Source organism: Kitasatospora sp. NPDC034023 (genome assembly GCF_055575795.1).
The window spans coordinates 83,702-101,888 of sequence record NZ_JBVIRY010000026.1 but is presented as its reverse complement, the minus strand read 5'-3'; the positions used below and the strand labels follow the sequence as shown (position 1 = coordinate 101,888).

Sequence of the window (18,187 nt, the reverse complement as noted above, 5' to 3'; positions counted from 1 at the left end):
CCCGCCGGCCCCCGACGGCCTGACCGCACCCCGGCGGGGGCCGACCGCCCCAGGCCGGGTCCGCCGGAAATCGGCGGCGGACCGGCCTGGCAGCGGGCACAATGCCCGGATGCCGCCCCTGCTGTACGCCGTCGCCCTCAACCCCGCGCTGCCCCGCGACCTTCTCGGGTACCTCATCCGCGCCACCGACGCCGACGAGGAGCTGGCCTGTGCTCTCGCGGACCGGGCCGACCTCGCGCCGGAGCAGGTCCGACGGCTCGCCGAACGCGACGAGGACGCCGCCGTCCGGCTCGCCTACGGCGGGCAGCTGCGCGCGGAGGACATCGATCCGGTCGCCCGGCCGGCCGTCGCGCTCGCCCTGCTGGACGAAGGGCGCGGGGATCCGGCCTGGGCGCGGCAGCTGGTCCGGGACCCGGACCCGTACGTCCGGATGCGGCTCGGTTCGTGTCCCGGCCTCCCGGACGAGGTGGCCGACCTCCTCGCGGAGGACGAGGAGACCGACGTGCTGGCCGAGTTCGGTCGCCACACCCTGCGGTCTGACCTGTCGGCCCGGCTCGCGGGACACCCGGAGGCCGAGGTGCGACGGTGGGTCGCGGCGAACGAGGCCGCGCCGCCGGAGCTGCTGACGGCGCTGCTGGCCGACGCCGACGACCGGGTCCGCGGCCAGGCGGCGGGCAACCCCGCGACGCCGGGCGCTGCGGCCGCCCGGCACGTCGACGACCACCTGTCGGTCCGGTGCCAGCTCTCCGAGCACCCGGGGCTGTCCGCGGAGACCTACCACCGGCTCGCCGAGGACCCCACCCCCTGGATCCGGGGCAACCTCGCCGAGAACCCCGGCATCGACCTGCCGCTGATGCACCGGCTCGCCACCGACGACGGCTACGACGTGCGACGACGGCTGGCCTTCCACCCGCGGATACCGCTCGACCTGCTCGAGCGGCTCGCCGTCGCCGTCCGGATCGGGCCGGCCCTGCTCCCCCGGATCGCCACCGCCGATCCGGCCGAACTCGCCCACCTCGCAGGCTTCTCGGAGCCCCGGGTGCGGATGCTCGTCGCCCGGCACCGCGACCTGCCCGCCTCCGTACGGGACGCGCTCGCCGCCGACCCGGACGCCGCGGTGGCGAAGGCCGTCGCCCCGCACCCCGGCCTCAGGCCCGCGCAACTCGCCGCCCTGCTCGACCGGTTCGGCACCAAGGTCGCCACCGCCGTGGCCGCCAACCCGGACACCCCGACCGCCCTGCTCGACCGCATCGCCACCACCGAACCGGTACCGGTCAAGGCCCTGCGCGCCATCGCGGCCCACCCCCAGGCCGGCCCCGAGGCCCTCACCCGCTGCCTGGCCTCGCCCGACCCCCGCACCGCCGAAGCCGCCGCGAGCAACCCGGCCCTGCCGCCGGAGGTCATCGCCGCCCTGGCCGTCATCCCCCGGTGACGGGGACGCCCGCGAAGCCGCCCTGCCCTGCCGGTCCGCGTCGGCGGCGCTCCTCCGGCGGACGGTAGCCGAGGCGGCCACGGCGGCCGGTCCGCGCCGCCACGCACCACGGCCCCGTTCACCGTGCCCCACGCACCACACCCGCCCCACCGGCCCCGTCATCGTCCGGGAGCGGTTGCAGTTGCGTCTCCATTCCGTTTCGGCGGGCGTACGAAGTACCGGCCGGTCCGGGATCGTGGAGGCAACGACTGGTCCGGCAAGGGGAGTTGCCATGGGGGACGGCCGCGGGATGGTACCCGATGTCGTGGAGGCGCTGCTGGTCGGCGGGCCGCACCAGGCGGTGGCGGACGTGGTGCGGGCGCGGCTGCGGATGGTGCCGGAGGGGGCGCGGGCACTGGCCTCGGCCGAGGCGAGCCCGAAGGACGTGGGGGCGCGGGCGCAGCTGACCGCCGCGGTCGCCCATCTGCTGGCCTCCGACGAGGCGTTCGCGCAGTACCTGGCGACGACCGGGCTGGGGCGGCCCGCCGATCCGTCGACCGTCCAGCTGCGGACCGGGCCGAGCACCGTCCAGTTGCGGACCGGGCCGCCCACCGCGCCGCCGACGACGGGCCCGACGACCGTCCAGCTGCGGGTCGGCCCGGCGGACGCCCGGGCCCAGGCCCTCGCCGCGCGCCGTGGCAGCGCCGGGATCGTGGTGGCCCTGGCGCTGGTGCTGATCGCCGCCCTGGTCGCAATCGGCATCCACCTGGGCTCGCGCCCGCTGCTGAAGCCGGGCGGGCCCGGTCTGGCGCACGCCGCACAGCCGTTGCGCGACCCGGCGCTGGTGCAGGGCGTGCTGCCCGACGCGCGGGCGATGCCGAGCGGGTGGCAGGTGCAGAGCGGGCCGGAGTCGGGGTCGGGTACGAACGGCGAGGTGCCGTGTCTGCTGCCGGACTCCTGTGATCAGCAACTTGCCTACGCCACCGTGCGGTTCAGTGCGGCGGACATCCAGAGTGTGGAGTTCACCGCGGTCACCTTCGTCTCCCCCGAGGCCGCCGCCCGGGCCTTCGACACGACGCTCGACCGCACCGCCGGCGAGGATTCGGGGGCTATGGCCCTCCCCCGGATCGGCGACCAGAGCGCCGTCCGGACGCGCGGTTCGTCGGCGGCGGTGGCGCTGGTCCGGGTCGGCGGCGTGGTGCTCACGGTGCACGACAACGGGCCGGGTGCCGCCGTCACCGCACCCTGGCTCACGATGTTCGCCCGGCTGCTGGCCGATCGCGCCCGGCAGGCGCAGGACGGCCACACCCCGGACGCGGCCGCACAGACCGCAACCACCTGACGGTCAGGGCTTGTTTCACGGCTTGTTTCACGGCTCGTTTCACGGCTTGTTGAGGTACGCGAGGACCGCGAGGACCCGCCGGTTGCCGTTCTCGTCGTCGATGAGCCCGAGCTTGCCGAACATCGAGGTGGTGTACTTGCTGATCGCGCTGTCGCTGAGGAACAGCCGCTGCGCGATGGCCTGGTTGGACAGCCCTTCCGCCATCAGGCCGAGCACCTCCAGCTCGCGCTCGGTGAGCCGGTCGAGCCGCCGGTTCGAGGGGGCGGAGGAGACCAGCGCGGCGATGACGGCCGGGTCCATGGCCGTGCCGCCCTTGGCGACCCGCTCCAGGGCGTCGACGAACTGCTCGCCGTCGAACACGCTCTCCTTGAGGAAGTAGCCGATGCCGCCCGTGCCGTCGGCCAGCAGCTCGCGGGCGTACAGCTGCTCGACGTGCTGGGAGAGGATCAGCACCGGCAGTCCGGGTACCTCCCGGCGTGCGGCGAGGGCCGCCTGCAGGCCCTCGTCCGACTGGGTCGGCGGCATGCGCACGTCGACGACGGCGGCGTCCGGACGGTGGGTCAGCAGGGCGTCGAGGGTTTCGGGGCCGGTGGCGGCCGTGGCCACCACCTGGTGCCCGTAGGCCTCCAGGAGGTGGACCATTCCGTCCCGGAGCAGGTAGAGGTCCTCGGCTACGACGATTCGCATGGCACCATCATCGTCGCACGCGTCGGCCCGCCCTCGGGGCTGGTGATCTCCAGGGTGCCGTCGAACACCGCGAGTCGGCGGCGCAGGCCCGCGAGTCCGCCCTCGCGCGGCACGGCTCCGCCGCGGCCGTCGTCCTCGACATCGACGACGATGCCGGTCTCGTTGGGGGCGATGTCGATCCGCACGGCCGTCGCCCGGGCGTGTTTGGTGGCGTTGGCGAGCAGTTCGGCGATCCCGAAGTAGACGGCGGACTCGATCGGCGGTTCCCACCGGAACGGCCGGTCGGCGGTGCCGGACAAGGTGCCGGTCGCAGCGCCGACGGCGGCGGCGCCGGCCACGGTGACGGCCACGTCGAGCGGGCTGTTGAGGGCGAGCGCGTGGACGGCGGCGACCAGGCCGCGCTCGGTCAGCACCGGCGGGTTGATCCCCCGGACCAGGTCGCGCAGTTCGGCCAGCGAGCTCGCGGCGCCGGCCCGCGCCGCCCGCATCAGGGCCCTGGCCCGCTCCGGGTTCGTCTCCATCAGCTTCTCGGCGGTGGCGAGGGAGAGCCCGAGCGCGACCAGGCCCGCCTGCGCCCCGTCGTGCAGGTCCCGTTCGATCCGGCGGATCTCGGCAGCCTGGGCGACCGTCGCGTCCGCCCGCTGGGCGGTCAGCTCGTCTACCCGCTCGGCCAGCAGCATCGCGGCGGACGGGCCGAGGAAGCGGACCGCCACCGGCTCGACCAGCCGCCAGGCGTACGGGGCGGAGGCGACGGCCGCGACCGCGGCGAGCGCCCCGACCAGGCGGGCCAGGGGCTCCGGCCGGGCCGACCCGAGGACCGCCGCGGCCACCCCGGCCGACGGGACGGCCGCGGCCAGGCCGGCGGTGAACGGCGCGATGCCGGTGAAGCGCAGGTCGCGCCAGGTGGCCGGGTCGCCCCACCAGGTACGCCACGCCTGGTCAAGCACGGCGTCCCGGCGGCTGCGCTCGTAGGAGTGCCCGTTCCACCAGTAGCCGGTGGACATCCGGGTGACCGGCCCGGGCTCCCGGTAGCCGGCGGGGACGGCCGTGCCGGTCCACCGCTCGACCAGGAAGCGGACGGCCCGGCAGACCGGAGGGGCGAGGGCGAGCGTGCCGGTGCCCACCAGCACCACCGGCAGCAGCCACGACCACGGGTTCGCCGGCCCCCACCGGATCCCCAGCGCCACGGCGGCGGCCCACACCGCCGGGATCAGCAGGGTGACGACCGCCACCGCGCACGCCCGGGCGAACCCCACACCGACGCGTGCACCCCATGAAGCCAGCTGTCTCAGCATCCCCGCTCCTCGACCTCCGTTCGAATGCTCCCACTCTGCACCGACCGGAGCCCCGGATGTGCTGGTCAGCGCAGGAGTACGCCCAGGCCCACCCCTCCGTACGTCCAGCCCCTCACCTCCGCACGTTCAGGCCCCGCACCGCCACCATCGGCAGGGCCCGTCGCCCGAATGCATGTATCGCTCTCTTGACTGGCGTCACCAACGCGCCATACTGGCCTCACTCCCGCTCGCACGATGAGGTGCCCGCCCATGGAGCTCTCTCCCTCAGCGCACGTGGACACATACTGTCGAGACCACCTCCCGCCCTTCGAGCAGTGGCCCGAACTCCTCTTCGAACTCCCGGAGTTGGCCTACCCGGATCGCCTGAACTGCGCCTCCGCCCTGCTCGACGACACCATCGACCGCCTCGGACCCGACCGCCGTTGCCTGCTCACCCCCACCGAGCAGTGGTCCTACGGCGAACTGCGCGACCACGCCGACCGGATCGCCCGCCTGCTGACCGAGGACCTCGGCCTCGCCACCGGCAACCGGGTGCTGCTGCGCGGCCCCAACACCCCATGGCTGGCCGCCTGTTGGCTCGGCGTACTGAAGGCCGGCGGGGTGGTCGTGACCACCATGCCGCTGCTGCGCGCCACCGAACTGACCGAACTGACCGGCATCGCGAAACCCGTCCTCGCCCTGTGCGACCACCGCTTCCTGGCCGAGCTGCGGCAAGCGCGGACCCCCGGCCTGCGGATCGTCGCCTACGGCGGCAGCGGACCCGAGGACCTCACCGCCCGCTGCGCCGCCAAGCCGCCCGGCTTCGCCGCCGTCCCGACCGCCGCCGACGACGTCGCCCTGATCGCCTTCACCTCCGGCACCACCGGCCGGCCCAAGGCCACCCTGCACTTCCACCGCGACGTGCTCGCCAACGCCGACACCTTCTCCCGCCACCTGCTCCGCCCCACCCCCGACGACCTCTTCGCCGGCACCCCGCCGCTGGGCTTCACCTTCGGCCTCGGCGGCCTGCTGGTCTTCCCCCTGCGAGCCGGCGCCGCCGGCCTGCTGCTGGAGCAGGCCACACCCGAACAGTTGGCCGAGCAGGTCCGGCAGCACCGGGTCAGCGTGCTGTTCACCGCGCCGACCGCCTACCGGGCGATCCTGGCCGCCGGGCTGGCCGACCGGCTGGCCGGGGTGCGGCGCTGCGTCTCGGCGGGCGAGCCGTTGCCCGCCGCCGTCTGGCGGGCCTTCCACGCGGCCACCGGGCAGCGGCTGATCGACGGGATCGGCGCCACCGAACTTCTGCACGTGTTCATCTCGGCCGCCGACGAGTCCATCCGCCCCGGCTCCACCGGCCGGCCCGTCCCCGGCTACCGCGCCGCGATACTGGACGAACAGGGCCGCCCGGTGCCGGACGGCGAACCCGGGCTGCTCGCCGTCAAGGGCCCGACCGGCTGCCGCTACCTGGACGACGAGCGCCAGCTGAGCTACGTCCGGGACGGCTGGAACCTCACCGGCGACACCTACGTCCGTGACCGGGACGGCTACTTCTGGTACCAGGCGCGCAACGACGACATGATCGTCTCGGCCGGTTACAACATCGCCGGGCCCGAGGTCGAGCAGGCGCTCGCCGCCCACCCCGACGTGGCCGACTGCGCGGTGGTCGGCACGCCCGACGAGCGGCGCGGCAGCGTGGTCACGGCGTACGTGGTGCTGCGCACGGGCGTCCCGGCCGGGCCGGACACGGTGCGTGCCCTCCAGGAGCACGTCAAGCGCACCATCGCGCCGTACAAGTACCCGCGGGTGGTGGAGTTCGTCACCGGGCTGCCGCGCACCGCGACCGGCAAGCTGCACCGCGCCGAACTGCGGCGGCGGGCCTCGCTCGCCCCGGCCAGCGTCGCGATCGAGCGCCGGGTCGAGTGGTCCGACACCGACGCGGCCGGGCACTACCACTTCTCCGCCGTGCAGCGCTGGGCCGAGGCGGCGGAGGCGGCCCTGCTGCGCCGGCTCGGGCTGGCGGAGCTGTTCGGGCGGATCCCCCGGGTGCACTTCGAGGCCGACTACCGCGAGCGGCTCTGGTTCGGGGACGTGGTCCGCACCGAGCTGCGGGTGGTCCGGGTCGGCGGCTCCTCGCTGCACTACGCCTTCGAGGTGCACGGCCCGCAGGGCCTGGCCGCGAGCGGGAGGATGTCGGTGGTGCACGCCGCGCCGCACAGCAAGGGCGCCGAACCGTGGCCCGACCGGGTGCGCCGGGCGCTGACCGAGGCGGGGCCGCAGCAGCCGGAGGTGGTCGCATGAGCGGCACCGGCCCCAGCCCCGGCCCCGACACCAGCCCCGGCCCCGGCCCCGGCCCCGACACAGGTACCGGCACCCGGGCGCGCCGGATCGCGGTGATCGGCGCCGGCCCCGGCGGGCTCTACTTCGCCGCCCTGGCCAAGCAGCTGGCGCCGGACCGGGAGATCACCGTCTTCGAACGGGACGGCCGGGAGGACGAGTTCGGCTTCGGCGTGGTCTTCTCCGACGAGACCCTGGACGGCATCGCCCAGGCCGACCCGCAGGTCTTCGCCGCGATCAGCGCCGAGTTCGCCCGCTGGAGCGACATCGACATCCGCTACGCGGGCCGGGTCCGCACCAGCGGCGGCCACGGCTTCGCCGCCCTGGACCGCAACCGGCTGCGCGCCATCCTGCAACAGCGCTGCGCCGAGCTGGCGGTGGACGTGCGCTACCGCACGCCCGCCCCGCCCGTCGAGCGGCTCGCCGCCGAGTACGACCTGGTGGTGGCCGCCGACGGCATCCACTCCGGCACCCGGGCGGCCTACCCGGACGCCTTCCGCCCCGAGTCGGACGAGCGGCGCTGCCGCTACATCTGGCTCGCCACCGACAAGGTCTTCGAGGCGTTCACCTTCATCGTCGAGCAGTACGACTTCGGCGTACTGCAGGTGCACACCTACCCGTACAGCGCGACCCGCTCCACCTTCATCGTCGAGATCGCCGAGGACGCCTGGCGCCGCGCCGGCTTCGAGGCCTTCGCCGCCCGGGAGTTCGCGCGTGGCGAGAGCGACACGGAGAGCGTGCGGCGCTGCGCGGAGCTGCTCGCCGGCCACCTGGACGGCCACCGGCTGATCCCCAACGCCTCCCGCTGGATCCGCTTCACCACGGTGCGGAACGCGAGTTGGCACCACCGCAACGTGGTGCTGCTCGGCGACGCCGCGCACTCCGCGCACTTCTCGATCGGCTCGGGCACCAAGCTGGCGTTGGAGGACGCCCTCGCCCTGGCCGCCGCGCTGAGCGAAAACCCTTCCCCCGAAGAGGCGTTGGCGGCCTACGAGGCCGAGCGTCGCCCCGTGGTGGAGTCCACCCAGCGCGCCGCGCAGGCCAGCCTGGAGTGGTTCGAGACCGTCGGGCGGCGCACCGGACAGGGCATCGACCAGTTCGCCTTCAACCTGCTCACCCGAAGCCGCCGGGTCACCTACGGCAACCTCCGGGCCCGCGACGCCGCCTTCGTGGACGCCGTGGACACCGCCTTCGGCGGCTCGCCCGGGGTGCCGCCGATGTTCCGGCCGCTGAAGCTGGGCGCCTTGGAGCTGCGCAACCGCGTCGTGGTGCCGCCGCTCGCGACCTTCACCTCCCCCGACGCCCTGCCCAGCGTCTTCGACCGGGCCCAGCTGACCGGGCACGCGCTCGGCGGCGCGGGGCTGGTCCTCGCCGGGATGACCGCGGTCAGCCCCGAGGGCCGGACCACCGACCGCTGCCCGGGCCTGTGGACCGACCGCCAGGAGGCCGCCTGGCGCGAACTCCTCCGCGCCGTACGGGCGGTGAGCGACACCCCGCTCGGCATCCAGCTGACCCACGCCGGACGCCGGGGCGCCACCACCGTCCCCGGGCCGGACGGCATCGGGCGCCCGCTCGTCGAAGGTCGGCCGCTGACGGCCGCCTCGCCGATCCCGTGGGACGCCGACAGCCCGGTGCCGCACGAGGCCAACGACATCCAACTGGCGGCCATCACAGCCGACTTCGCGGCCGCCGCCGAGCGCGCCGCGCGGGCCGGGTTCGACGTGCTGGAGCTGCAGTTCGGCCACGGGCACCTCGTCTCCTCCTTCCTCTCCCCGCTCACCAACCACCGCACCGACCGCTACGGCGGCCCGCTCGCCCACCGGCTGCGGCTGCCGCTGGAGGTGCTCACGGCGGTGCGCGCCGCCTGGCCGGCCGGGCAACCGCTGCTGGTGCGGATCTCGGCGAGCGACTGGGCGCCCGGCGGCACCACCGAGGCCGAGGCCGTGGCGATCTGCCGCGCGCTGGCCGAGGCCGGGGCGGACGCGGTGGACGTCTCCACCGGCGAGGTCGTGGCGCACCAGCGGCCGCCGTACGGGCGCGGCTACCAGACGCCCTTCGCCGAGCTGGTCCGCGCCGCCACCGGCCTGCCGACCGTCGCGGTCGGCGCGATCTCCGGGCCCGACGACGCCAACTCCGTCCTGCTGGCCGGGCGGGCCGACCTGGTCGCGGTCGGCCGGGCCCAGCTGTACGACCCGCTCTGGACGCTGCACGCCGCCGCCGAGCAGGGCTACACCGGGCCGGGCGCCCGCTGGCCCGAGCCCTGGCGGGCGGGCAGCCGCAAACCGCCCGGCCCGGGCGCCGACCGGGTCGCCCCACGGCTGCACCTGCTGCGCGAGCCGCCCGCCCCCGTCCACCGCCGGTGGCTGCCGGCCCCGCCCGAGGAGTGACGAGGACCCATGCCCCATCTGCCCCGCTTCACCGCCGCCGCCGTCCAGGCCGCCCCCGTCTACCTGGACCCGGCCGCCACCGTCGACAAGGCCGTCGCGCTGATCCAGGAGGCGGCCGGCCACGGCGCCGAGCTGGTGGTCTTCCCCGAGGTCTTCGTGCCCGGCTACCCGTACTGGAACTGGACGATGAACCCGGTGCAGGGCTCGCCCTGGTACGAGCGCCTGTACCGCGCCGCCGTGGACGTCCCCGGCCCGTACGTCGACACCCTGCGCGCCGCCGCCCGGCAGGCCGGCGTGGTGCTGGTGATCGGCGTCAACGAGCGCGGCCGGCACAGCCTCGGGGCGCTCTACAACACCCTGCTGATCATCGACTCGGACGGCGAACTGCTCAGCGTCCACCGCAAGCTGGTGCCGACCTGGGCCGAGAAGCTGACCTGGACCCAGGGCGACGGCAGCACCCTGAAGGTCCATCCCACCACCGTCGGCCCGCTCGGCGCGCTCGCCTGCGGCGAGAACACCAACACCCTCGCCCGCTTCGCCCTGCTGGCCCAGGGTGAACTCGTCCACGCCGCCTGCTACATCGCCCTGCCGGTCGGCCCCGAGGACTACGACATGGCGGAGGCGATCGCGGTGCGCGCCGCCGCGCACTGCTTCGAGGGCAAGCTGTTCACGGTGGTCTCCTGCTCCACCGTCTCGCCCGAGATCGTCGACCTGATCGCCGGCGACGACCAGCAGGTCCGCAAGCAGCTCGCCCGCCCGCGCAGCGCGCTGTCCGGGATCTTCGGCCCGGACGGGCGTGCCGTCACCGAGCCGCTGGTGGACGAGGAGGGCATCGTCTACGCCGAGATCGACCTCGGCCGCTGCATCCAACCCAAGCAGATGCACGACATCGTCGGCCACTACAACCGCTTCGACGTCTTCCGGCTGCACGTGAACGACCGCCCGCTGCGGCCCCTGGTGTTCCCCGAGGAGGAGTCATGACCAGCCACGACGACGACCGGAACGACGGCCGCGACAACAGCTACGACGACGACCGGATCGGCCGCGCGAGGGTCACCGACAGCCCGGAACTTCTCGCCTACTACGAGGAGTTGGCCAAGCACGAGGCCGGCGCGCTGTGGACCGTGGCGAACGAGATCGAGCCCTGGTACCCGCAGCCGAAGTCCGTCCCGGTGCTCTGGCGCTACGCGGACCTGCGCCCACTGGTGCGCAAGGCGCTGCCCCTGGTGAAGGGCGACGACGCCGGCCGCCGGGTGGTGATGCTGGTGAACCCCGGACGCCGCGAACTGAGCGCCGCCGTCGGCCTGTTGTACACCGGCCTGCAGATCATGGGCCCCGGCGAGGCGATGACCGCGCACCGCCACCAGGCCTCCGCGCTGCGCTTCGTCCACGAGGGCACCGGTGCCTGGACCATCGTGGACGGCCAGAAGCTCAAGGTCGGCCCGCGCGACTTCGCGATCACCCCCAACAACACCTGGCACGAGCACGGCAACGAGGCCGACGACGCCCCGGTGATCTGGCAGGACGGTCTGGACATCCCGCTGGTCAACACCCTCGACGCCAACTTCTACGAGGTCCACCCCGAGCTGTACCAGCGCCCCGGCCCGGTGGTGAACTCCTCACTGCTCAGCCACGGCGGCAACCTGCTGCCGTACGGCGCCGAGAAGTGGACCCGGCCCTACTCGCCGCTGCTCGGCTGGCCCTGGGAGCCCAGCTACCACGCGCTGTGCCAACTCGCCCGCGCCAGCGAGGGATCGCCGTACGACGGCGTCATCATGGAGTACACCAACCCGGTCACCGGCGGCTCGGTGATGCCGACCATGGCCGCCCACCTGCAGCTGCTGCGTCCCGGCCAGGCCACCCGCGCCCACCGGCACACCGGCTCGGTGGTCTACACGGCGGCCAAGGGGCGCGGCGTCTCGGTGATCGCCGGACAGCGCTTCGAATGGCAGCAGGGGGACATCTTCGTCGTCCCGTCCTGGGCCTGGCACGAGCACGCGAACCTCGATCAAGGCGAGGACGCCTGCCTGTTCTCCTTCAACGACTTCCCGGTGACGCACTCGCTCGGCCTGCACCGCGAGGAGGCCTACCCGGACCACGACGGGCACCAGCCCACCACCCCCGCCACCTGACCAGGAGACCCACCACCATGCACCTGCTGACCTACTGCGCGGACGGCGACGACACCCCGCGCCTCGGCGCACTGCTCGCCGGGGACAAGGTCGCCGACCTCACCGCCCTCGCCACCGCCGCCGGGGCCGAACTGCCGGGCGACCTCCTCGGGTTGATCCGCGCCGGGGCGCCGGCGCTGGCCACCGCGCGCGAGCTGATCGCCGGGGCGCCGGACACCCGGCCGCTCGCCGAGGTGTCGCTGCGCGCGCCGCTGCGCCCCGGCAAGATCGTCGGCGTGGGCCTCAACTACGTGGAACACGTCGCCGAGTCGCACCGCACCCTGGACACCGACCGCGAACTGCCCGACCGCCCGGTGCTGTTCAGCAAGCCGTCGACCGCCGTCACCGGCCCGGGCCAGCCGATCCGGCACAACGCGAGCCTCACCAAGCAGCTCGACTGGGAGTGCGAACTCGCGGTGGTGATCGGCGAACCCGCCTTCCAGGTCGCCGAACGGGACGCCCTGCGGCACGTGTTCGGCTACAGCATCGTCAACGACATCAGCGCCCGCGACCAGCGCCGCTCCGGGCAGTGGTTCTTCTCCAAGGGCCAGGACAGCTACGCGCCCTTCGGCCCGGCCGTGGTGACCGCCGACGAGATCCCCGACCCGCAGCGGCTCGACCTCTCGCTGAAGGTCAACGGCGAACCGCGGCAGGACTCCAACACCCGCCACATGCTGTTCGGCATCGCCCGGCTGATCGCCGACATCTCCTCCGGCGTCACCCTGGAACCGGGCGACGTGATCGCCACCGGCTCCCCCTCGGGCGTCGGCGCCGGCATGGTGCCGCCGCAGTTCCTGCAGCCCGGCGACCTGGTCGAGGCCACCATCGAACGGATCGGCACGCTCGCCAACCCCGTGATCGACGCCCGCTGAGAGGAGCGCCCCGCTGATGCCGACGTACCGGATCGGCCAGATCGTCCCGAGCTCCAACGTCACCATGGAAACCGAGGTCCCCGCCCTGCTGCGGGCCCGCGAGGCGGTCGCCCCCGAGCGGTTCACCTTCCACTCCAGCCGGATGCGGATGACCAGGGTCACCCCCGAGCAACTGCGCGCCATGGACGGCGAGTCCGACCGCTGCGCCGCCGAGCTCTCGGACGCCCGGGTGGACGTGATCGGCTACGCCTGCCTGGTCGCCGTGATGGCCACCGGCCCCGGCTACCACCGCGAGGCCGAGCAGCGGCTGCACCGGCGCACGGTGGAGAACGGCGCGCCCGCGCCCGTGGTCACCAGCGCCGGGGCCCTCGTCGCCGGGCTGCGGACGCTCGGCGCCAAGAAGGTCGCGATGGTCACCCCGTACCTGCGGCCGCTGGCCCGGACGGTGGTCGACTACCTCGCCGAGGAGAGCATCGAGGTGCTCGACCACGCCGCCCTGGAGATCGCCGACAACCTGGACGTGGCCGCCCACGACCCGGCCCGGCTGCCCGCGATCGCCCGCGGTCTCGCGTACGCCGAGGCGGACGCCGTGGTGCTCTCGGCATGCGTGCAGATGCCCTCGTTGTCCGCCGTCGAGGAGGCCGAGCAGCAGTTGGGCAAGCCGGTGGTCTCGGCCGCGATCTGCACCGCCCACCAGCTGCTCCGGGCCCTCGGCCTGCCCGCCTTCGCACCCGGCGCCGGGCACCTGCTGTCCGGTGCCTACGCAGAGGTCTGAACCTTCCGGACCAACGCTATGATCACCACCGGTCACCGGGCCGCCGCAGATCGCCGGGGAGGAGCGCCCACGCATGTCGGAGAGCACACCCCGGCCGAGTTCCCTGATCCACACCGTCTACGGCGAGTTCGTCCGCCGCCTCGGCGGCTGGATATCCATCGCCGACCTGATCGCGCTGATGGCCGAGCTGGACGTCGACGGTCCGGCGGTCCGCTCGGCGATGTCCCGGCTGAAGAAGGCCGGCACCCTTCTCCAGGAACGCCGCGCGGGCACCGGCTACCGGCTCGCCCCCGCGATGGAGCCGGTGTTCGAGGAAGGCGACCGCCGGATCTTCCACAGCCTGGGGCCCGCCGAACTCGCCGACGGCTGGGTGGTGGCGGTCTTCTCGGTGCCCGAGTCCGAGCGCGCCCACCGCCACCAGCTGCGCTCCCGGCTGAGCTGGCTCGGCTTCGGCAACGCCGCCCCCGGCGTCTGGCTGGCCCCCGCCCGACTGCTGCCGGACGCCCGCCGCCTGCTGGAGCGCCTCGGACTGAGCGCCTACGTCCACCTCTTCCTCTCCGCCGAGTACGCCGGCTTCGCCGATCTCCGGACGGCGGTGGCGAGTTGGTGGGACCTCCCGGCGATCGAGGCGCAGTACGCGGCCTTCACCGACGCGTGGCGCCCGGTGGCCGAGGACCTGCGCGGGCCGGGCGAGCACCAGGGGCCGGGCGGGCAGCCGGGGGAACTGCCACCGCCCCGGATCGACCCGGCCGAGGCGTTCCGCGCCTACGTCCCGATGCTCACCCAGTGGCGCCGACTGCCCTACCTGGACCCGGGGTTGCCCGCGCAGCTGCTGCCCGCCGACTGGAACGCCGTCCCGGCCCGCGCGGTCTTCACCGAGTTGCACGGGCTGCTCGCCGAGCCCGGCCTGCGGTACGTCGAGAAGGTCACCGGTCTGTCCCCCTCCCAGGAGCCGTCATGACCCCCCAGCCCCCCGCCGACCTGCTGATCCGTGCCGCGGCCGTGCACACGCTCGTCCCCGGCGAGCCGCCGCGGCGCGCGATCGCCGTCACCGGCGGACGGATCACCGCCCTCTCCCCCGCACCCGGCGGACTGGACGCCCTGATCGGACCGGCCACCGAGGTCGTTGACGCCCCGGCCTCGACCGTGCTGCCCGCGTTCGACGACACCCACACCCACCTGATCATGGCCGCCCAGAGCGTCCACGGCGTGCCCGTCCACCGCGCCCGCAACCTCCCCGAATTCCTCGACCTGATCCGCGAGCGCGCCGCCCGCACCCCCGCCGGGGAGTGGATCCACACCACGGTCAACTGGCAGGAGGTGCTGCTGACCGAGCAGCGGATGCCCACCACCGAGGAGTTGGACGCCGCCACCGCCGACCATCCGGTGCTGGTGCGCCGCGGCGCGTACAACATGGTGCTCAACTCGGCCGCGCTGCGGCTGGCCGGGATCACCGAGGCCACCGAGGCCCCGCCCGGCGGCGTGATCGAGCGCGACGAGCGGGGGCGGCTCACCGGCCGACTGATCAACCGGGCGGTCGAGCCGGTCGAGCGGGTGCTGCCGCGCCCCACCCTCACCGAGCGGATCGACGGCCTGCGCGCCGCCTCCGCGAACTACGCGGCCACCGGGATCGGCACCGTCCGCGACTGCCTCGTCCCGGTCGAGGACCTCGACGTGCTGGACGCGGCCCGGGCCGAGGGCGCCCTCGCCGTCCGGGTGCGGGCGTTGGTCTCCGGCTTCACCGCCCGGACGCCCGAACAGGTGGACGCCCTGCTGGACCGGATGGACGCCTGGCGCGCGGATGGCCGCGACGACGAGCAACTACAGCTGTGGGGCGTCAAGTTCGGCATCGACGGCGGCTTCGAGGCGGGCGCACTGGAGGAGCCGTACCAGGGGCAGCCGTGCTACCACGGCCGACTGCTCTGGGAGCCGGCCGAGCTGCTCGCGGCGGTGGACCGGGTGGTCGAGCGCGGTTGGCGGGTCGGCGTGCACGCCTGGGGCGACCGCGGCCTGCGCGTGCTGCTGGACGTCTTCGAGCGGGTGCTCAAGCGCCGCCCGGGCCTGCCGCCCGGCACCCTGGTGGTCGAGCACGGCGGCCTGGCCCGCCCCGACCAACGCGCCCGGGCGATCGCGCTCGGCATCCCGGTGACCGTCCAGCACCCGCTGCTGCACGACGGCGCGCTCACCCAGCAGCGGGCCTGGGGCGAGGAGCGCACGGCCGCGCTCTTCCCGCTGCGCGAATGGCTGGACGAGGGCGCGCTTCTCACCGGCGGCTCGGACTTCCCGGTCGGCCCGTACGGCGCGATGGTCTCGGTGTGGGGCATGACGACCCGGGGCACGACGGCCGGGGTGGTCGGCCCGGAGCACGCGATCAGCCGGGCCGAGGCGGTCGCGCTGCACACCGTGAACGCCGCCCGGCTGACCGGGGAGAGCGCCGTACGCGGCAGCCTGCGGCCGGGGGCGTTCGCCGACCTCACGGTGTGGCCGCAGGACCCGCTGGACTGCCCGGCGGACGCGCTGCGCGACCTGCTCCCCGCGCTCACGGTGGTCAACGGCCGCACAGTGCACACGTCCTGACTGTTCGTCAGGCCGTGACCAGCTCCCGCAGGTCGATACCGCGGTGCAGCGCACGCAGGTCCTCGTGCAGCGTGGACGGCGGGACGACGAGCACGCCGCAGCGCGCCTGGTCGAGGCAGCGGCGGGTGACCGAGCGCCGCGTCAGCCGGCGCAGCCCGGCGCGCAGACCGCCCTGCTCGCCGGTGCTGACCACCAGCAGGTCGCCCGGGCGGTCGGCCAGCTCGGTCAGCACGGCCCCGGCCTCGCCGCGCACGACCAGCGGTCGCACCGGCACCCCGATCCGGAGGCCGCCGAAGGCCTGCTCCAGCGCGCTCTCCATGCGGGCGTCGGCGAGGTCCTGCCAGGCCCGGAGCAGCGGCGGGCACGGCCGCGCACGGTAGTTGCGCTCGCCGCCCACCGGCGCCCAGGCGAGCACCGGGACCAGGACGGCCTGCCGGGCCCGGGCCTCCTCCGCCGCCCGGTGCAGGGCGGTGAGGCTGTGCAGTGAGCCGCTGACTCCGACGATGACGCGAGCGCCGTCCGACGACATGATCCTTCACTTTCCGATGTCGAGCTTCTTGAATGTCTGCGATTATGCTGCCACATCTGCGCCAAGACCTGCAAATCGAAGGCATTCAGTGAATATCGCCTTGCATCACTCGACAACACCGAGGTTCTGGCCGTCCGTCGGCCGGACCTCCTGGAGCAGCCCCCAGGTGAAGTCGGCCGTCCACGGACACACCCGCGCGTCGCCGCCCGGAGCCTCGAAGTCCAGCTGGAAGCGGGTCGGCGCGCTTCCCTCGCGCGGCACGGCGGGCGGGAACGCCGCACCCACGTCCTCCACCACGCAGCTCCACGGCACCAGGTCGGCGACCGTGCGCAACGCCGGCACCGGGGCGCCGGCCGCCCGCACCAGCCACTCGTTCAGCACCGGCGAGCCGATCTCCGCCGGCCCGAGCAGGACCTCGAACCGCAGCTCCGGCCAGAGCGGCAGCGCCCACTGCCGCGCGGTGCACGCCAGGTCCCCGATCCGGCGCGGCACGCTCGCCTCCGCCGGGCCGAGCACGGCGCTGTGGCGGGCGGCCCCGCGCGGGAACCGGGGCGCCCGGACCATCGCCTGCCAGCGCTTGTTCGCCTCCCGCATCGAGGCCCGGGTGGCACCCAGCCGCCGCACCGCGTCCTCGACCAGGTCAGGCTGGTAGTCGGCCATCCGGCGCAGCAGCACCAACTGGAACTCGGTCACCCCGAAGCCGTTGATCGCCATACCCGCAGGCTAGGGCCTCTCCTCAGGCTCCCGCCGCCGGCCTGACCGGCGCGCCCTGACCGCAGCGGTACCGCCGATGGCCGGTACCGCTGCGGTCGGGGCCGGTACCGCTGCGGTCGGGGCGGTTGTGCGTCGGCCGGCCACCGTCATCGAGGAGGGCCTGGTCCCGTCCTCGATGCGCGGTATCCCGGCCGACACGGCCTACCGCCTGGCGTCGGCCTGACGGCCCGGCCTCACTTCAGGTGACGGGTGAAGAACCGGGCCGCGGCGTCCCCCGCGAACTGCGGGACGCCCGTGTGCCCGCCCATATTGGCGTGCAGGGACTTCTCCTCGGAGCCGAAGGCGTCGAACAGGTCCAGGGCCGCCTGCCGGTCGTTGCCCTCGTCGTCCCACTGCAGCAGGACGTGCAGCGGAATGGTGACCCGGCGGGCCTCCTCGAACATGGCGCGGGGCACGAGACTTCCGGCGAAGAGACCGGCGGCCACGATGCGCGGCTCGACGACCGCAAGGCGAACGCCGATGGATATCACTCCCCCCGAGTACCCGACGGGGCCGCCGATCTCGGGCAGCGACAGGAGGGCGTCCAACGCGGCCTGCCATTCCGGGACCGCCTTCTCGACGAGCGGGAGGACGAGGGCGTCGATGATCTCGTCGCCGACCGGCTCGCCGGCCTCCATGGTCCGGCGCAGGTCGGCGCGGGCCTGCTCGACGGCGGCCCAACGGGGCCGGTCGCCGCTCCCGGGGAGCTCGATGGTGGCTGCGGCGAAGCCGTCCGCCACGGCCTGCCGGGCCCGCCCCGCCAGGCGGGGGTACATCCTGCGCAGTCCGAGCGGGGGATGGCCGAGCAGGATCAGCGGCACCGGTACGGACGCGGACGCGGACACAGGGGTCCACAGAATGCCGGGGATCTCGCCGAGGGTGAATTCGCGCTCGAGGACGCCGTCGTCGAGGCGCTGTTCGGAAGTGAAGTGCACGGTCGTGCCTTTCGGGAGTGCTCGTGAACGGCGCTCCCGGACGACCTATCGCCCGACCGTGACCCCGGAGGAGAGCACCCATGTCGTTACTGCGTTCACGGGTACCACCTCCTCGTTCTCTCGCACGGCCTCCGGAAACG

General features: G+C 74.3%; 16 protein-coding genes and 1 pseudogene. 12 read left to right on the top strand and 5 right to left on the bottom strand.

Annotated elements, in window-relative coordinates; translation table 11 throughout:
- Nucleotides 1-109: 109 nt before the first annotated feature.
- Nucleotides 110-1,432: a hypothetical protein gene (locus tag ACZ52R_RS29715; protein ID WP_465754458.1), complete on the top strand. Its 1,323-nt coding sequence runs from the start codon at nt 110-112 to the stop codon at nt 1,430-1,432.
- A gap of 289 nt (nt 1,433-1,721) precedes the next feature.
- Nucleotides 1,722-2,753, top strand: coding sequence for a hypothetical protein (locus tag ACZ52R_RS29710; RefSeq protein WP_360503248.1), 1,032 nt, complete (start codon nt 1,722-1,724; stop codon nt 2,751-2,753).
- 39 nt (nt 2,754-2,792) lie between these two features.
- On the opposite strand, the gene ACZ52R_RS29705 is transcribed toward ACZ52R_RS29710, so the two are convergent.
- Nucleotides 2,793-3,440: a response regulator transcription factor gene (locus ACZ52R_RS29705; protein WP_360503245.1), complete on the bottom strand. Its 648-nt coding sequence runs from the start codon at nt 3,438-3,440 to the stop codon at nt 2,793-2,795.
- Nucleotides 3,425-4,735, bottom strand: coding sequence for a sensor histidine kinase (locus tag ACZ52R_RS29700; protein WP_465754457.1), 1,311 nt, complete (start codon nt 4,733-4,735; stop codon nt 3,425-3,427). The genes ACZ52R_RS29705 and ACZ52R_RS29700 overlap by 16 nt, the downstream gene beginning before the upstream one ends.
- A 249-nt stretch (nt 4,736-4,984) precedes the next feature.
- Here ACZ52R_RS29700 and ACZ52R_RS29695 point away from each other — a divergent pair.
- From ACZ52R_RS29695 to ACZ52R_RS29655, 9 genes and pseudogenes are all read left to right on the top strand, one after another.
- Nucleotides 4,985-6,592 (top strand): annotated as a pseudogene (locus tag ACZ52R_RS29695) (AMP-binding protein); the annotation flags it as partial.
- The gene (locus tag ACZ52R_RS29690) at nt 6,578-7,012 is read left to right on the top strand and encodes an acyl-CoA thioesterase (RefSeq protein ID WP_465623404.1); all 435 of its coding nucleotides are present in this window, start codon (nt 6,578-6,580) and stop codon (nt 7,010-7,012) included. The pseudogene ACZ52R_RS29695 and the gene ACZ52R_RS29690, both read left to right, overlap by 15 nt.
- On the top strand, nt 7,009-9,435 hold the full coding sequence (locus tag ACZ52R_RS29685; RefSeq protein ID WP_465754456.1) for an oxidoreductase: 2,427 nt from the start codon (nt 7,009-7,011) through the stop codon (nt 9,433-9,435). Before ACZ52R_RS29690 ends, ACZ52R_RS29685 begins: the two co-directional genes overlap by 4 nt.
- Nucleotides 9,436-9,444: 9 nt before the next feature.
- On the top strand, nt 9,445-10,416 hold the full coding sequence (locus ACZ52R_RS29680; RefSeq protein WP_360503240.1) for a carbon-nitrogen hydrolase family protein: 972 nt from the start codon (nt 9,445-9,447) through the stop codon (nt 10,414-10,416).
- Complete coding sequence (locus ACZ52R_RS29675; protein ID WP_465623360.1) at nt 10,413-11,567, top strand: cupin domain-containing protein; 1,155 nt, start codon at nt 10,413-10,415, stop codon at nt 11,565-11,567. Before ACZ52R_RS29680 ends, ACZ52R_RS29675 begins: the two co-directional genes overlap by 4 nt.
- Before the next feature lie 17 nt (nt 11,568-11,584).
- Entirely contained in the window at nt 11,585-12,478 is an 894-nt protein-coding gene (locus tag ACZ52R_RS29670; RefSeq protein WP_465623358.1) for a fumarylacetoacetate hydrolase family protein, read from the top strand.
- A gap of 16 nt (nt 12,479-12,494) precedes the next feature.
- Nucleotides 12,495-13,253: a maleate cis-trans isomerase family protein gene (locus ACZ52R_RS29665; RefSeq protein ID WP_465664250.1), complete on the top strand. Its 759-nt coding sequence runs from the start codon at nt 12,495-12,497 to the stop codon at nt 13,251-13,253.
- Between the two features lie 73 nt (nt 13,254-13,326).
- Nucleotides 13,327-14,214: a PaaX family transcriptional regulator gene (locus ACZ52R_RS29660; RefSeq protein WP_465623355.1), complete on the top strand. Its 888-nt coding sequence runs from the start codon at nt 13,327-13,329 to the stop codon at nt 14,212-14,214.
- Entirely contained in the window at nt 14,211-15,830 is a 1,620-nt protein-coding gene (locus ACZ52R_RS29655; protein WP_465664251.1) for an amidohydrolase, read from the top strand. The genes ACZ52R_RS29660 and ACZ52R_RS29655 overlap by 4 nt, the downstream gene beginning before the upstream one ends.
- A gap of 7 nt (nt 15,831-15,837) precedes the next feature.
- On the opposite strand, the gene ACZ52R_RS29650 is transcribed toward ACZ52R_RS29655, so the two are convergent.
- Together ACZ52R_RS29650 and ACZ52R_RS29645 are read right to left on the bottom strand one after the other, a co-directional pair.
- Entirely contained in the window at nt 15,838-16,359 is a 522-nt protein-coding gene (locus ACZ52R_RS29650; RefSeq protein ID WP_465664252.1) for a universal stress protein, read from the bottom strand.
- A 105-nt stretch (nt 16,360-16,464) separates the two neighbouring features.
- Nucleotides 16,465-17,073, bottom strand: a complete 609-nt coding sequence (locus ACZ52R_RS29645; protein ID WP_465664253.1) for a hypothetical protein — start codon at nt 17,071-17,073, stop codon at nt 16,465-16,467.
- Nucleotides 17,074-17,149: 76 nt separating this feature from the next.
- Here ACZ52R_RS29645 and ACZ52R_RS29640 point away from each other — a divergent pair, with 76 nt between their 5' ends.
- Nucleotides 17,150-17,296, top strand: coding sequence for a hypothetical protein (locus ACZ52R_RS29640; RefSeq protein ID WP_465664254.1), 147 nt, complete (start codon nt 17,150-17,152; stop codon nt 17,294-17,296).
- 10 nt (nt 17,297-17,306) lie between these two features.
- On the opposite strand, the gene ACZ52R_RS29635 is transcribed toward ACZ52R_RS29640, so the two are convergent.
- A complete protein-coding gene (locus ACZ52R_RS29635; RefSeq protein ID WP_465664255.1) occupies nt 17,307-18,047 on the bottom strand; it encodes an alpha/beta hydrolase in 741 nt (246 codons plus the stop codon).
- Nucleotides 18,048-18,187 lie beyond the last annotated feature (140 nt).